A 14,943-nucleotide genomic window follows, 5' to 3' on the forward strand; every position below is an offset into this window, starting at 1 on the left:
CGCCATGGAACTCTGGATACTCTTCGGCGTCTTCACCGTTCTGATGCTTATCGGCACGCCGATCGCCTTCTGCCTCGGCGTCGCAAGCTTTGCCACCGTCCTCTACATGGGCCTGCCGCCGCTCATCGTGTTCCAGCGCCTGAATTCCGGCATGAGCGTCTTTTCGCTGCTGGCCATTCCGTTTTTCATCTACGCCGGCGACTTGATGGTGCGCGGCGGCATCGCCAGCAAGATCGTCGCCTTCGCCGGCTCGCTCGTCGGCCACATGCGTGGCGGTCTCGGGCAGGTCAACATCGCGACCGCTACACTGTTCGGCGGCATTTCGGGCTCCGCGGTGGCGGAGGCGGCAGCGGTAGGCGGCTTGATGATCCCGCAGATGAAGGCGCGTGGATATGGAGCGGACTACGCCGTCAACGTCACGTCGATGGCGGCGCTGATCGCGCTGCTCCTGCCGCCGTCGCACAACATGATTATCTACTCGATCTCGGCAGGCGGAAAGATCTCGATCGCCGACCTGTTCACGGCCGGCATCATCCCGGGCCTGCTTTTGGCCCTGGCACTGATGGTCACCGCCTATTTCGTGGCGCGCTCCCGCGGCTATCCGACCGAGCCGTTTCCGGGTTTCGCCGCCGTCGCGCATCTCTTCGCCGTCGCGGTGCCCGGCCTGCTGCTGATCGCGATCATCTTCGGCGGCGTGCGATCGGGTATTTTCACGGCCACCGAGAGTTCCTGCATCGCAGTCATCTATGCGTTGCTCGTGACTGTCTTGGTTTACCGGCAGATGACTTGGGAAGGTTTCGTTCATGCCACCCATGGCGCCGTGCGCACCACGGCCATGGTGCTGCTCATCATCGGCATGGCGGCGGCGTTCTCGTGGTTGATGGCCTTCCTGAAAGTGCCGGCGGCGCTCATAGCCTCGATGAACGCGATCTCGGAAGATCCGCTGGTCGTGCTTCTCCTGCTCAACCTCTTGATGCTGTTTCTCGGCACGTTCATGGACATGGGGCCGACGATCATCATCTGCACGCCGATCTTCCTGCCCGTGGCACAGGCCTACGGCGTCGATCCGGTGCATTTCGGCGTCATCATGATCCTCAACTTCGGCATCGGGCTGAACACGCCGCCGGTGGGCGCGGTGCAGTTCGTGGCGTGCGCGGTGGGCAAAATATCCGTCTGGGAAGCGATGCGCTCGATCTGGCCATTCTATGGGGCAGGCCTCGTGGTGCTGGGGCTCGTCACTTACATTCCGGCCATCTCGCTATGGCTGCCGAGCGTCTTCAAATAGGGGTTGGCAATGGCATCGGATACGGCGATCAGCCTGAAGGTCGAACGCAAGCCCAAGCTGTCGGAGACCGTGGTCGCGGCGATCCGCAAGCAGTTGCAGGCGGGCGAGATCCAGCCAGGCCAAAAGCTGCCGACCGAGGGTCAGCTGACCGAAACCTTCGGGGTCAGCCGCACCGTCATCCGCGAAGCGCTGGCCAAGCTCGCTGCCGACGGTCTGGTTGAGCCGCGCCAGGGCGCCGGTGTCTTCGTCACCGAGCATATATCGACGATGTTCGGCGCGCTGGCCGCGGACATGGGCAGCAAGGATTCGATCGCGCTCAACGTGCTCGAAGTGCGCCTGGCGATCGAGATCGAATCCGCCGGGCTCGCCGCTATCCGTCGCAATGCCGCGCAGGAAGCGGCGATCCAGGAGGCGTTCTTCGAGTTCGAGAGGCTGCTCTTGAACAGCGAGCCGACGGGTCCGGCCGACCTTGCCTTCCACCGCGCGATCGCCAGCGCCACCAACAACCCGTTCTATGTCGAGATGCTCGACGTGCTCGGCCGGCGCGCCATTCCTTGCGACGTGACGTCACCGTGGTCCACCGAGCTCGCCCAATCCGACGTCTACCAGCGGGGACTGCAAGGCGAGCATCTGGTGATCCTGAATGCCATTACGACAGGCGATGCCGAGTCCGCGCGCGAAGCCATGCGCGCGCATCTCACCGCTAGCCAGCAGCGCTATCGTGAGCGGCTGCACGCACGTCAAAGTTTTTATGCTGAGTCGGTTAAGGCCGCGGCAACCGAATGACCAATGAGGCAGCCCAATGGGACAGCAATGAATCACACTGACAATCACACGGACTTCACCTCGCGCTTCGCCATCGACCCTGTTACCGCCGCGGCGATGGGGACGGACGAGCTTCGCCACAATTTCCTGATCGAAGGCCTGTTCCAGTTAGGCCGCATCGGCCTGACCTACACGCATTACGACCGCATGATCGTCGGCGGCGCCATGCCCGCGGGCACGCCGCTGCCGCTGGAGGCGATCAAGCCGACCGGGACCAAGAACTTTCTCGATCGCCGCGAAATGATCGCCGTCAACATAGGCGGCGCCGGCATGGTGAAGGCGAGCGGCCAATCCTACGAGCTGCAGCCGCGCGACATGCTGTATCTCGGCATGGGCGCCAATGAGGTGTCGTTCGCCTCAGTCAATCCGGCCGAGCCGGCCAAGTTCTATCTACTCAGCGCGCCGGCGCATCAGAGCCATCCCAGCCAGCTGATCCGCATCGGCGATGCCAAGCGGCTCGACCTCGGTAGCCAGGCGACCTGCAACGAGCGCTCGATCTTCCAGTTCATCCATGCCGGAGGCGTCAAAACCTGCCAGCTCGTCGTCGGCATGACCCAGCTTGCGTCAGGCTCGGTCTGGAACACCATGCCGTGCCATGTGCATGACCGGCGCATGGAAGCCTATCTCTATTTCGACCTGCCGGAAGCGGCGCGCGTGTTCCATTTCATGGGCGAACCGGACGAGACCCGTCACCTCGTCCTGCGCAATGAAGAAGCGGTGCTGTCGCCGGGATGGTCGATCCATTCTGGCGCTGGCACGTCCAACTACGCCTTCATCTGGGCGATGGCCGGCGACAATGTCGACTATACCGATGTCGATCCGGTGGCGATGGACGAGCTGCGGTGAGCGACCTCTCGGCTTTCAGCCTGGCCGGCAAGCGTATCCTCGTCACCGGCGCCAACACCGGCATCGGCCAAGGCATCGCCTTGTCGATCGCGCGCGCCGGTGGTGCTGTGGTCGGCGTCGGCCGTTCTGCGATGGATGAGACCGCGGAAAAGGTCGCGGCGGTGGGCGGACGGTTCGAGGCGGAACGCTGCGATCTTGCCGATCATGCCGCCGCCCAGGCGATGCTCGATCGCGTCTGGGACGAAACCGGGCCGCTCGATGGGCTGGTCAACAATGCCGGCATCATCCGGCGCGCCGACGCCGTCGATCTGACGGAAGCCGATTGGGACGACGTCACGGACGTCAATCTGAAGACGGTCTTTTTTCTCGGCCAGAGTTTTGCCCGGCGCGTGCTTGCCGATCCGGGGCGGCGCGGCAAGATCGTCAACATCGCGTCGATGCTGAGCTTCCAGGGCGGCATCCGCGTCGCCTCCTATACCGCCTCGAAACACGGCGTGCTCGGCATCACCCGATTGCTCGCCTGCGAATGGGCGTCGAAAGGCATCAACGTCAACGGCATTGCGCCCGGCTATATCGAAACCAACAACACCGAGGCGCTGCGTGCCGATCCAGACCGCAGCGCCGCCATTCTGGCGCGCATTCCGGCCGGGCGCTGGGGCGGTCCGGAAGACATCGGCGACGCGGCTGTCTTCCTGCTGGCGCCGGCGTCCAACTATATGCATGGCGCGGTGGTGCCGGTGGACGGCGGCTGGCTGGCGCGATGAGGAGGATTTGGCGATGACCGGAACGAAGATCTTCTCGCACGCCGGCGAGGGCGCATGGACGCCGACGCCGGACGGCAATCGCAGGCGTGTGCTGCTGCACACGGACGAACTGATGATGGTCGAGTTCGGGTTCGACAAGGACGGTGTCGGCGCGCTGCATTCGCACCCGCATGTCCAGGCGAGCTACGTCGCCGAAGGCCGCTTCGAGGTCACCATCGACGGCAGGACCGAGATCCTGGAGACGGGAAGCAGCTTCATTGTCCCTTCCAACCTGGTTCATGGCGTCAGGGCGCTCGAGGCCGGGCGCCTGGTGGACAGCTTTACGCCGCACCGCGCCGATTTTATCGACTGAAGCCGCGTGAAGGCAGGTCATCGCGGCGTGTGTCCGGCCGAGGGGCAGGCGCTTCCAGCATATCCCGCAAACGAAAAGCCCGCGTCTCCGGAGAGACGCGGGCGTGTTGCCTGGGCGCTTGTGGCGCCGCGGTACTCAAAACATCACCGCAGAACCTGAACCTGCCGAATTATGATGAAGATAGGATTAACCGGCCAGAGTCGACGCGATATTCACAGCCAAAGCGAATAGGGGCTGGAATCACGATCCCATATCCGCCAATGAGGGAGATATTCTTTCAGTTGGCGCCGACGGAGACAGGACTTGAAGGGGGATCAAGTGTTCGAACCCGCGGTCAAGGCAGTCAGCTGGAGATTCGCCGGGGAGCTTTGGCAGGTCATGCCACCGCTGCTCCTGACCGTTCCCGCCCTGCCTTTTCAGGCGGCGCCGATCATAGAAATTCCCTGATGCAGGTATCGACGGCGAGCGTCCGGGCGGAGGATCCTAAGCGGCGCGTCCTGAAGGACGTGTTCGGCTTCGATGATTTTCGGCCCGGCCAGGACGCTGTGACGGAGGCGCTGCTGGCCGGGCGTCATGTGCTGGCTGTGATGCCGACCGGCGCTGGCAAATCGCTCTGCTATCAGGTCCCGGCGCTGGTCCTGGGCGGGCTCACCATCGTCGTTTCGCCCCTGGTGGCGTTGATGCAGGACCAGGTCGCCGCATTGCGTCTTGCCGGCGTGGCGGCCGATACGATCAATTCCTCACTCGACCGCGATGCCAATGTCGCCGCATGGCGCCGCGTTGCGGCGGGCCAGACGCGCCTGCTCTATCTTGCGCCGGAACGGCTCATGACCGCGCGGATGCTCGAGGCGCTCGCCAGGCTCGATATCCGGCTGATCGCCGTCGACGAGGCGCATTGCATCTCCCAGTGGGGCCCGGCGTTCCGGCGCGAATATGAAGAGTTGTCGCGGCTGCGCGACATTTTCCCTGGCGTGCCGATCATTGCGCTGACGGCGACGGCGGACGAGGCGACGCGCACCGACATCGCCGCGCAGCTGTTCGCCGGGCGTGTCGAAAGCCTGGTGCTGGGGTTCGACCGGCCGAACATCAAGCTTGGCATCGAGGTCAAGCAGGACAGCAAGCGCCAATTGCTGAGCTTCGTAGAGCGTCATGCCGGCCGCAGCGGGATCGTCTATTGCCTGTCGCGCAAGAAGACCGAGGAGATGGCGGCGTTCCTCGAGAAGAACGGCGTGCGTGCCCTGGCCTATCATGCCGGCATGAGCAAGGACGCGCGTGAAGCAAATCAAAACGCTTTCATGACCTTGTCCGGCGTCGTGATGGTGGCGACCATCGCCTTCGGCATGGGCATCGACAAGCCTGACGTCGCCTATGTCTTCCATACCGATCTGCCGGGCAGCCTCGAAGCCTATTATCAGGAAATTGGGCGCGCGGGCCGCGACGGGCGGGCTGCCGAGGCACATATGCTCTTCGGTCTCGGCGATATCCGCATGCGCCGGCTTTTCATCGAAGACGAGGATGCGCCGGCGAAGCATAAAAGACGCGCGCATGGCCGCCTCGACACGCTGATCGGTTATTGCGAGACGGCGCAGTGTCGCCGCCAGATCCTGCTTGGCTACTTCGGCGAAACAGCAGTGCCTTGCGGCAATTGCGACAATTGCCTTGACCAGACGCCGCATGCGGATGGCGAGGTGGAGGCACGGATCATCCTCGCGGCCATCGCCCAGACCGGCGAGCGCTTTGGTGCTGCCCATGTCGTCGATGTTTTGATCGGCCACGAAACCGAGAAGGTCCTGGCCAGGAACCACCACAGGCTTGCCAGCTTCGGGACCGGTGTGGCGCACAAGAAGGATGTGTGGCTGTCGCTGGTCCGCCAGCTCGTCGCGGGAGGGTTTCTGACGTTGGACTCAGGCGGTCATGGCGGCCTCGCCATAGCCGAAAAGGGCCGTGAGCTGGCCCGTGGCGATGTGCCGTTCCGGTATCGCGTAGAGGTGCGGAGCCGCGCATCGCGCGGTAAGACACGTCCCACCCCGGATGCTATCGCGGGCACGGAAGGGCTGGATTCCGCGCTGTTGGCCACGCTCAAGGCGGTACGGCTGCGTCTTGCCCGGGAGCGCCAGGTGCCGGCCTTCGTGATCTTCTCCGATCGTACACTGATCGACATGGCCGAACGCTACCCGCGCGACCTCGACGCCTTCGCCGCAGTCAACGGCGTCGGCGCCGCGAAGCTCAGAGAATTCGGCCAGATTTTTCTGAGCGCAATCGCCGCGCATCAGTCAGAGACGTCGGCCTAGACCGTGCCGCCCACGAGTGTGCAGCGGCTTTGGAACGACGGCGTGGCGGTCTTGAGAGGAAGGCATGTCTGGCATGAAATTTTCGGGCGTGCCTCGTCCGAAGAGATTCTCAATAATGCGCGTAGCCGCTCAACGGACATTTTTGGGAAGCGGGAACCTGGAAGGTGCCGTCTATGCCGCTGCAGTTGCGGAACTTGGACTGGCGCGCCGCAGGGGCTTGCGAGGCCGCCTTTGACTTTGCTGCTGGCCGCGGTTTTGTCGCCTCGCGTTGTTCACGTCTCGGCTTCGCGCGGACGACCGGCGCAGGCTTGCGTGTCTTTTGCGACGTGGCGCTTTCCTGCTTTTTCGCGTCTGCTTCCGTCGCTCGCTGGGCGCGATAGCTCTTTACGGCGTCGTCGGAATCAAGTTTCAGGCGAACATACTGCTTGCGGGTAAGAAAGCTGGTCGGGGACAGAGCGTTTTCCTTCTGCCAGAGGCCAATAGCTCGGCGCGTCGCGGCGCCAAAAGTGCCATCGGCGTCGCCGAGATCATAGCCAATCGCCAACAGCCTCTCCTGCAGATCGACTTTTTCCTGACGATCGAGCCCAATGGCACTTTCCGTCAATTCCGTACCGGCTTCGCTGTCGGGATCGGCGGTCGCTGCCGGAGACTCGGCCGCGGTGGCGGATCTCGACGTATCGTTTTCCACCGTGGCAACGACTGGCGGTCCCTTTTTGAGTTGGTCCAGGTTGAGACGCGCCAGATAGGCGAATGCTCCATTCGGGAATTGCTGCAGATAGGCTTCGTAGTGGGCGACGGTGTTGCGCTTCGAGGCTTCGTCCCACACGCGCTGTTCGACTTCCCATCCGCGCGAGTCCGGTTCGGCGGCATGGTTCGCCGAGTTGCTGCCCGGAGCCTGCGCTGGCGCAGCCGCCGTTTCAGGCGGCCCGATAAAGACCTCGCGGCCAAGCGAGGCGTTGTGCCAGGGCCGCTGGCGTCCATTGGTCTCGGCCGTCACCTCACCCCGCACACGCGTCAGTGCGCTCTGGATATCGACGCCGGGCTCCGCCAGATGTTTAGCAAGAGAGGTCGTATAGGGGCTGTTGGCGCCAGTGCCGTCGTAGGAGACCGCGCCGGGGTCGGTCGCGTAGGCGATCAGCACGCCGCCAGTGCCGATATCCGTCGAGGCGATATCGACCGGTGCCAGCCCAGGGGCGGTGGTCGATCGGCTCTTCGGCAGCGAAGCCGCGAGAGTCCTGGCGAGAGGATTGTCGCGGCAGGCGTCCAGGATGACGACGCCGACCCCCGGGTCGGGCGGAAGGGCGACAAGCAGCTCATCGATCTGAATGGTGCGGGTCCTGAGATGCGCCGGAGCCGTCAATTCGGCATCGACCGGAACCAAATAGTTCTTTCCGTTCACCTGCATGCCGTGACCGGCATAGTAGATCACCGCCACTTCCGCGTCGTATGAGGCTTCGGTAAACCGGTTCAACCGGTCATGCATTCCCGCATAGTCAAGGTCGATGCCTTCGACGACCTTGAACCCAGCCCTGCGCAGTGTTTCAGCCATCAGCCGGGCATCGCTGGCGGGGTTGGCCAGCGTGGGCGCATAGACATATTTGCTGTTGCCGATGACAAGGGCGATCCGATTGCCGTCGGCGGCGAAAGCCGTTGCCCGCAGCAAGTCGGCTGCGCTCAGCAACAGCAACCCAACAATGACGGCCCAGAACCTCATCGGTCGTATCCACAATCAAGTTGCGGCCCTTACCAACGTACTCCGAATTTCGTCTATGGAACAGTCTACGCTTCTGGAGGACAATCAACCGATCAGGACTTGCACGTGCCGCCTCCGGCTATCACTTCGAGAAGCTGCGGTAATTTGGCTGGCGCATCCAGCCGGAACATCTGATGAAGCCGTTCTCGCTAACTGGAAGATCGGTCACAATCGCCTGATCTGCTCGAGGTGAAGGAAGATCTCTTCGACCTATAGCCAGCCACCCACTGACGTATCGCGACAATCGCCCAGACCAATGCGGCGATTGGCAAGAGGCGGAGGCCAGCGTCGCAGCGAGTTGTCATGGGGTGTGGCAAGGGCTTTAGGAGCCGCCAAACAGCCTCAGAGCCATCGCTCTCACGCCGTCGGCGCAATCAGCACTTGCTTCGTCTCGCCGCCGCGATCGCAGCCTCCTGCTGCCGCAAGCGCTCGATTCTCGCGCTCTGGCGGGCAGTGACGGTAGAGGCGACACGCCGGGCCCCCCATAGCCAATCCGGGATATTGGTTTTCGCGACTTTGCCCCGGGTGATCGCCGTCGCCGACATCTCCTTGGCGACTTCGCCCATGGCTACGTTGAGTTCGACGCAACTCATCTTGTCGTATTTCGCGGCATCAAAGGATGTCTGGAAGGGCGATGCGCAACCTCCGACAAATACGAAGCTGCCTATCAGAAGCGTGGCTATAGAGTTGGCTTTCATTTTTTATCAAGCATGTTTGACGCCGAACGGGCGAAGAGAGATCCTCGATCCCGGACCGCCGAGCATTCCCGAGATCCTGCCATGTGAACCCCTACAATACTCTGTTCTACGCGTCATTCCCCCTAATTGTCCTCGAAGAATTTCGAGAGAGCCGCTGCGGTCTGGCGAGGGTGCTCTTCTGGAAAGAAGTGGCCGCCCCGGACTGGGCCTCCTTCAACGCTGTCGGCCCATTTTCTCCAAATAGCCAGCGGTCCGCCTTCCTCGACATACCAGTTCTCCAGGGCGCCTTCGCTACGCCAGGAGCGGACACTCAATGCGACGACCGTTTGCCTGGTCCGCCGCGTCATGTTCACGATCGATCATGGCGGCGGCCCGATATTCTTCGCATATCGCGTGAACATGTACGGGATCGCGAAGCGCATCGACATAGGCGTCCCTGGCCTCCGTAGAGAACATTTCTGCCGGCGACCCCCACTGCACAATCGCATTGTCGACGATGGCATCGGGCGCCGCGCCTATCAGCCGCTCCGGCAGCGGCTCCGGTTGCGCGAGAAGGCTCCAGGGCCAGAAGCTCAGAGCCAGCCTGGCGTCCGCCCTATCCCACGCGGCGGCGGTGGGGATGACGTCGAGGACGGCGACTTTGGAGATTTTGCCGGGATGGTCGAGCGCCAGACGATAGGCGACCCGCCCGCCGCGATCATGTCCGGCAACCATGAACTGCTCAAACCCCAGCCGCTTCATGACTTGAACCATGTCGCCGGCCATGGCGCGTTTGGCGTATGGACTATGATCGGCAGAGGAAATCGGACACCCGCTGTGCCCGTAGCCCCGAAGATCGGCGGCGATCACCGTAAAGCGGGGCGCCAATGCTGTGGCGATATCTCTCCACATCAGATGTGTCTCGGGAAAACCATGAAGAAGCAGCAGCGGCGGACCCGTTCCGCCGACCCTTGCGAAAATGGTCGTCTCGTCCAGTTGCAAGCTGGTGGCGCTGAAACCTGCAAACATTGTTCGTCTCCCTCGGCGTGCCCTCAGGCAACAACGCACAATTTAGCAGAAGGATCACGTCAGCTGCCGTGCCTGGTGGAGAGGCGGTAACGGAATTCTCCTCAATGGCTGGTGCGGGTCACTGATATTTCGATCGGCGCACCCCATATGAGCGGCAAGAGTGTCGCTTAAGGGTTTGCTATGATGATTTCGCGTTCGAGCCGGTTTGCAGTTTTGTTTGCAGGACTGTTCCTGGCACTTTCCATGGTCACGGCCGATTACGCCGAGGCGCGCCGTGGCGGCAGCTTCGGCAGCCGCGGCACGCGCACTTTCCAGTCGGTCCCGCCGACCAGGACGGCGCCACATCCGGCCGCGCCGGTCGAGCGCTCGATGACGCCCGCGACGAACAATGCGGCCCGCCAGACGCCGGCATCCCAACGACCAGGGATCTTCAGCGGCCTCGGCGGTTCGATGATGCGTGGCCTGCTGCTCGGCGGTCTGATCGGACTTCTTTTGGGTCAAGGGTTCGGCGGCTTGGCTGGCATGTTGGGCCTGCTGCTTCAAGGTCTGCTGATCGGCGGCGCGATCATGTTGGCCATCCGCTTTTTCCGGTCGCAATCGGCACGCAACCAAGCGCCCGCCATGGCCGGTGTTCCGCGGAGCATGGGCAACTTCGGGCGAAACGCGGCAGGCCAGCCCGAGACGGGCAACGTGTCGTCTTTCCCCATTCCAGGCATCGGGTCTGGATTTGGCCGGACGGCTCAAGCCTCCGATGAAATCACAATGACGCCGGCCGACCTCGACACATTCCAGCAACGGTTGACGGAGGTTCAGGAAGCGTTCGGACGCGAAGATCATGCTGGCCTGCGCCGGCTGGCGACCCCCGAGATGGTGTCGTACCTGTCCGAGGAACTTGCCGATAATGCCAAAAAGGGCATCAGGAACGACGTGTCTGACGTCAGCCTGTTGGAGGCCGATATTGCGGAGAGCTGGCGGGAAGACGATCGCGACTACGCGACGGCTGCGCTGCGCTACGAGTCTCTCGACGTGATGCGCGATCGCGCCAGCGGCAAGATCGTCGCGGGCGAAGCCGGTCGGCCGACGGAAACGACCGAACTGTGGACCTTCACACGTCAGAACGGTGGCGACTGGAAGCTCGCAGCAATCCAGCAGCCTTAACCGATACGCTGCTGCCTCGGCCCATTCACGTCCTCTTGCGAGCCACGATGCAAGGGCGGTTGTCGCTGCCCTTCGTTGCGTGGCTTTCGGTGGCAAGAACGTCGAAGCCCGCGGCACAGATATGCTGGCTCAGGTCTGCCGCCCGAAAGACGCCTGCATAGGGTGCTTTGCCGATCGCGCGCATTGCGGGTAGCAAGGCAAGCCGGATGAGTGGGTTCATATCGCCGACGCAGGGTGTCTTGGAGATGAACAAGCCCTCCGCTGCAAGTAAGGCGTGGATGCGGCGCAGAGTGCCAGGCAGGTCGCGGACCATATGGAGATAGTTGAATCCCAGAACCGCGTTAAACTGCTCGTCGTCAGGCGCAAGCGCGTCTACGGTCGCGGTGCGGAAGACAAGCGCCGGGATGGGGCCAGCGGCGTGTCTCTCGTTGGCAATCGCGATCATTCCGGCGGAAATATCCGTCGCAAGATAGTTTTGAACATCGCCCGCGAGCCGGAGCGCGGTTGTTCCTGTTCCGCAACCCAGCTCCAGCACCCTGTCGCCTGGTCCAAACAGGGCGCGGGTCCGGTCCAGCGTGCGCTCATATCCGGCCTGATCCGCAATCGCGCCCATGGCGTATTTCCGTGAACTGCGGTCCCAGAAGCGGGCGTCGCTCGCTATGCTCATGATGGTTGCTCCTCAGATCGCGGCCTCGCCCTAATCCGCATTAAGTTCGGCATTAAGAATGATCTGAGGCGAGTCGTGTCCGCTCAAGTCAAGTCCCGCAGAAGCTCGTTCGGCTAGATGCGGTGATTGGGCAGTTATTCGCAGAATAGCGTAGACTCGGCGGAACTGGCGGAGAGGGAGGGGTCCAACTGTCTGGGCATTAAGGTTTCCTCACAGATATCGCTCGGCGTTGGCGCGGTGCTCGAAACAGAGCCAGTGCGGCGTCTGCCTCGGCTTGGCAAAGCTCCATCCCGCATTCTTGGCGCAGCCGGGATGCTGGCACCGATGGCGTATAATGCCGGGGCGCGTGACGGGCTCCATCGCATCCGGACGGCGGATCAGTATGTCACTCATGCTATGATCCTTCCTTCTGAGCAGGAGGTGGACTAGCCACCTCTGCGAACAATGCGGAAAGCACGAGTTCATGCATGTCGAGACGCAAAACCCAACCGCTCGGGAACGGCAGGGCATTCGGGTTAGGCGGCTTGCCGAAAGGTTCGAATCCTGTCGGGTGCAGCATTGCCGCAGTTCGCTTGCCGACAACTATTCCTGCTGGAATTGACAGGGCCAATCTTCAGGCCTCGTCAAGCCAGAAGGCAACTCGGTCCGGGCGTCTCCGCAAGCCATGTTGAGCTGCCACTGGGACAGACCCGCCGAATTGGAAAGGTCGACGCCCTCGATACGGGTCAGAAAGAAAAAGGCGCGGTCAAAGTCTATCGACGCGGTGAACGTCGCTCCTCGGAAATCCGCCCGTGCGAGATTGGCAAACGAGAAGCGGCTGCCGCTGATATCGGCGTTATGGAACTGCGCACGCCCCAATTCTGCCTTTGTGAAATCAACGTTGGTCAGATTGGCGTCCTGGAAATTCGAGCGCTGCATTTCCGCGCTCGCAAACACAGCGCCCTGCGCGTCCATACGGCTGAAGTCGGTCCTGTAGGCCTCGATTCTGTCGAACCGGGCGCCTTTGGCGGTCGAGTCGGCCAGGGAAGCACGCACAAGCGTTGCCTTCTCAAGATTTGCCCCAAGGAGATTGCTGTTCCTGAGGTCGGTCGAAGTGAAATCAACACCGAACAGGTTCGCCCCGCTCAGGTCCTGTCCTTCTAGGATGAGAAGCTTCTTGTCACACTCGTGCCAATTGACGCCAGGCGTCGCGGCTGCGTGGCAATTGTGAGCAGCAGTGGCGTTCTGCCAAGCAAACATAGTGCAAACCGCTAGAACCAGGCCGGATGCGGCGTAAGCTCTGGTTCGCCTCAAAGTCATTGTTGCTGAACCTCTGCTACTCGCCGACACTCAACCTGACCACATCTGCTGACATCCGAGAGTGCTCCTCGTCTACACCACCGTCAACCCGGGAGCAGAGGACATGGCGACGGTCGCCGCAGATGCGCAGCGGACGTCAACAATGGGGAGCCTGCTCGGGTGCTGACCGCCACCGCCGGCGTCCGCTGCCGACAAGCGTGAATCCGCTTGGGTCCGCACCGATCGGTACTTCCCGACGGCGAGGTTGACCCGGCACGGGGGCTAGTCGCGTACCCTCATTCCGCTGTCGCATGAACCCCACGACTTCGCTTAGCGAGGCCGAAAGTTGATCTCTGCCATCTATCAGGTCGAGGCATGAACCCCGCATATTTGTGTCGTAAGCTGACGTGCCGCGAATACGCCGTTCTCGGTAGGCGGGCTTTATGGCGGCGCGCAACCTATTCTTTGATTTTTATTAATGTAAACAATGCCATATGGCGGAGAGGGAGGGATTCGAACCCCCGATGGGCTTGCACCCATGCCGCATTTCGAGTGCGGTGCATTCGACCACTCTGCCACCTCTCCGCGGTCATGGTCCGCCGTTGCCGGCGCGGCGCACTAGATAACGGCTGGGCGGACAGGTTACAAGGGCCAATCTGCCCGACGATCCGGCTTCTTGTCGGACTTGCCGTCCCGCTCCGTGGTGTCGGCGCTTGGCTTGAATGCGTTCGTGGCTCGCTGGCTGACTGCTCGCCTTGACTCGCGCCGAACCTTCGGTTAGGGACAGCGCGCAATCGGCGTGGAGGGTTCTTCCGCGCCGCTTGTTTTTTGAACCCGCAGACTGACAAAAAGACGGCCGAACCGCCTGAAGCGGTTCATCAAGGCCGACCGAACAGCGAAAGGCAAAAAATGTTCGCAGTCATCAAAACGGGCGGCAAGCAGTATCGCGTCGCCGCCAACGATCTCCTGAAGATCGAAAAAGTCGAAGGCCAGGTCGGCGATATCGTCGAGATCGGCCACGTGCTCGCGCATGGCGAGGGCGAGAATGTCACGTTCGGCGCGCCGTTCGTCGACGGCGCCTTGGTCACCGCCGAAGTCGTCGAACAGGGCAAGAACCGCACCGTCATCGCCTTCAAGAAGCGCCGCCGGCAGAATTCGCGCCGCAAGATCGGCCATCGCCAGCTTTTGACCACCGTGCGGATCGCCGAGATCCTGCTGGATGGTGCCAAGCCGACGAAGAAGGCCGCGGCCAAGACCGAGGCAAAGGCTGCTCCGAAGAAGGAAGCCAAGGCAGAAGCTGCGCCGAAGGAAGCCGAGGCCAAGGCAACCGAAACCGCCGCTCCGCTGTTCAAGGCGCCGAAGGGCGAACCGGACGATCTGACCGTGATCAAGGGCATCGGCCCGGTCGCGGCCGGCCAGTTGAACGAACAGGGCATCACGACGTTCGCCCAGATCGCCAAGCTGTCCGACAAGGATGTCGCCAAGATCGACGAGCATATGCCGTTCAGCGCCGACCAGATCATGGACTGGCGTGAGCAGGCCAAGGAACTGGCGAAGAAGTAAAGCGCGCCGGCGCAATCGTCGCCGGATCGGACTTGAAACGGAACGCGAACGCGTTCATAAGACCTTTTAAGCGCCTTGCGGCGCATCGGAGTTAGTTAGATGGCACACAAGAAAGCTGGCGGTTCGTCGCGCAATGGTCGCGACTCGCATTCCAAGCGGCTCGGCGTGAAGAAGTTCGGCGGCGAAGCCGTGATTCCGGGCAACATCATTATTCGTCAGCGCGGCACGACGTGGCATCCCGGCGTCAATGTCGGCATTGGCACGGATCACACGCTGTTTGCGCTCGAAGCTGGCGCAGTCACCTTCAACAAAAAAGCCAATGGCCGAACCTACGTATCGGTGAACCCGATGACGAAGGCCGCGGAGTAGCCGGTTCCGTACGAGAACACCGGCACCCATCTCGGGAACCGGTGTCTGGCCAAGCCAGGAAATGGATCAGGGGAGATGGGTTTTCC

At 62.2% G+C, this 14,943-nt stretch carries 14 protein-coding genes, 1 tRNA gene and 1 pseudogene; 9 read left to right on the forward strand and 7 right to left on the reverse strand.

Features of this window, described 5'->3' with window-relative positions; genetic code table 11:
- Positions 1 to 4 precede the first annotated feature (4 nt).
- The 6 genes from EJ075_RS11970 (at position 5) to recQ (ending at position 6,363) form a co-directional block, all read left to right on the forward strand.
- Positions 5 to 1,285: a TRAP transporter large permease gene (locus EJ075_RS11970; RefSeq protein WP_095487552.1), complete on the forward strand. Its 1,281-nt coding sequence runs from the start codon at positions 5 to 7 to the stop codon at positions 1,283 to 1,285.
- Positions 1,286 to 1,294: 9 nt separating this feature from the next.
- A complete protein-coding gene (locus EJ075_RS11975; RefSeq protein ID WP_126104481.1) occupies positions 1,295 to 2,071 on the forward strand; it encodes a FadR/GntR family transcriptional regulator in 777 nt (258 codons plus the stop codon).
- Between the two features lie 27 nt (positions 2,072 to 2,098).
- A complete protein-coding gene (gene kduI, locus EJ075_RS11980; protein ID WP_126104482.1) occupies positions 2,099 to 2,956 on the forward strand; it encodes a 5-dehydro-4-deoxy-D-glucuronate isomerase in 858 nt (285 codons plus the stop codon).
- Positions 2,953 to 3,720, forward strand: a complete 768-nt coding sequence (kduD, locus tag EJ075_RS11985; RefSeq protein ID WP_095487547.1) for a 2-dehydro-3-deoxy-D-gluconate 5-dehydrogenase KduD — start codon at positions 2,953 to 2,955, stop codon at positions 3,718 to 3,720. The genes kduI and kduD overlap by 4 nt, the downstream gene beginning before the upstream one ends.
- Before the next feature lie 13 nt (positions 3,721 to 3,733).
- A complete protein-coding gene (locus EJ075_RS11990; RefSeq protein ID WP_095487715.1) occupies positions 3,734 to 4,072 on the forward strand; it encodes a cupin domain-containing protein in 339 nt (112 codons plus the stop codon).
- A 446-nt stretch (positions 4,073 to 4,518) separates the two neighbouring features.
- The gene (recQ, locus tag EJ075_RS11995; protein ID WP_126104483.1) at positions 4,519 to 6,363 is read left to right on the forward strand and encodes a DNA helicase RecQ; all 1,845 of its coding nucleotides are present in this window, start codon (positions 4,519 to 4,521) and stop codon (positions 6,361 to 6,363) included.
- A 109-nt stretch (positions 6,364 to 6,472) separates the two neighbouring features.
- On the opposite strand, the gene EJ075_RS12000 is transcribed toward recQ, so the two are convergent.
- The 3 genes and pseudogenes from EJ075_RS12000 to EJ075_RS12010 all read right to left on the reverse strand — a co-directional run bounded on the left by EJ075_RS12000 (position 6,473) and on the right by EJ075_RS12010 (position 9,822).
- Positions 6,473 to 8,077 carry a caspase family protein gene (locus EJ075_RS12000; protein WP_126104484.1) on the reverse strand — a complete coding sequence of 535 codons (1,605 nt, stop codon included), beginning with the start codon at positions 8,075 to 8,077 and terminating at the stop codon, positions 6,473 to 6,475.
- 413 nt (positions 8,078 to 8,490) lie between these two features.
- Positions 8,491 to 8,814 carry a hypothetical protein gene (locus EJ075_RS12005; RefSeq protein ID WP_126104485.1) on the reverse strand — a complete coding sequence of 108 codons (324 nt, stop codon included), beginning with the start codon at positions 8,812 to 8,814 and terminating at the stop codon, positions 8,491 to 8,493.
- A 122-nt stretch (positions 8,815 to 8,936) separates the two neighbouring features.
- Positions 8,937 to 9,822: pseudogene (locus tag EJ075_RS12010) on the reverse strand (alpha/beta hydrolase).
- Between the two features lie 183 nt (positions 9,823 to 10,005).
- On the opposite strand from EJ075_RS12010, the gene EJ075_RS12015 reads away from it, so the two are divergent.
- On the forward strand, positions 10,006 to 10,980 hold the full coding sequence (locus tag EJ075_RS12015) for a Tim44 domain-containing protein (protein WP_126107319.1): 975 nt from the start codon (positions 10,006 to 10,008) through the stop codon (positions 10,978 to 10,980).
- Between the two features lie 25 nt (positions 10,981 to 11,005).
- On the opposite strand, the gene EJ075_RS12020 is transcribed toward EJ075_RS12015, so the two are convergent.
- The 4 genes from EJ075_RS12020 to EJ075_RS12035 all read right to left on the reverse strand — a co-directional run bounded on the left by EJ075_RS12020 (position 11,006) and on the right by EJ075_RS12035 (position 13,510).
- Positions 11,006 to 11,647 (reverse strand): class I SAM-dependent methyltransferase, encoded by a 642-nt coding sequence (locus EJ075_RS12020; RefSeq protein WP_126104486.1) that lies wholly within the window; start codon positions 11,645 to 11,647, stop codon positions 11,006 to 11,008.
- Between the two features lie 210 nt (positions 11,648 to 11,857).
- The gene (locus EJ075_RS12025) at positions 11,858 to 12,040 is read right to left on the reverse strand and encodes a hypothetical protein (protein WP_126104487.1); all 183 of its coding nucleotides are present in this window, start codon (positions 12,038 to 12,040) and stop codon (positions 11,858 to 11,860) included.
- 189 nt (positions 12,041 to 12,229) lie between these two features.
- Positions 12,230 to 12,946, reverse strand: coding sequence for a pentapeptide repeat-containing protein (locus tag EJ075_RS12030; RefSeq protein WP_095487528.1), 717 nt, complete (start codon positions 12,944 to 12,946; stop codon positions 12,230 to 12,232).
- 474 nt (positions 12,947 to 13,420) lie between these two features.
- Positions 13,421 to 13,510 (reverse strand) — tRNA-Ser (locus tag EJ075_RS12035).
- Positions 13,511 to 13,834: 324 nt separating this feature from the next.
- On the opposite strand from EJ075_RS12035, the gene EJ075_RS12040 reads away from it, so the two are divergent.
- Positions 13,835 to 14,488, forward strand: a complete 654-nt coding sequence (locus EJ075_RS12040) for a 50S ribosomal protein L21 (RefSeq protein ID WP_095487711.1) — start codon at positions 13,835 to 13,837, stop codon at positions 14,486 to 14,488.
- A gap of 99 nt (positions 14,489 to 14,587) precedes the next feature.
- Positions 14,588 to 14,857: a 50S ribosomal protein L27 gene (gene rpmA / locus EJ075_RS12045; RefSeq protein WP_095487526.1), complete on the forward strand. Its 270-nt coding sequence runs from the start codon at positions 14,588 to 14,590 to the stop codon at positions 14,855 to 14,857.
- The last annotated feature ends 86 nt before the right edge of the window (positions 14,858 to 14,943 follow it).

The sequence above is a fragment of the Mesorhizobium sp. M6A.T.Cr.TU.016.01.1.1 genome (assembly GCF_003952585.1).
Lineage (GTDB): Bacteria > Pseudomonadota > Alphaproteobacteria > Rhizobiales > Rhizobiaceae > Mesorhizobium > Mesorhizobium mediterraneum.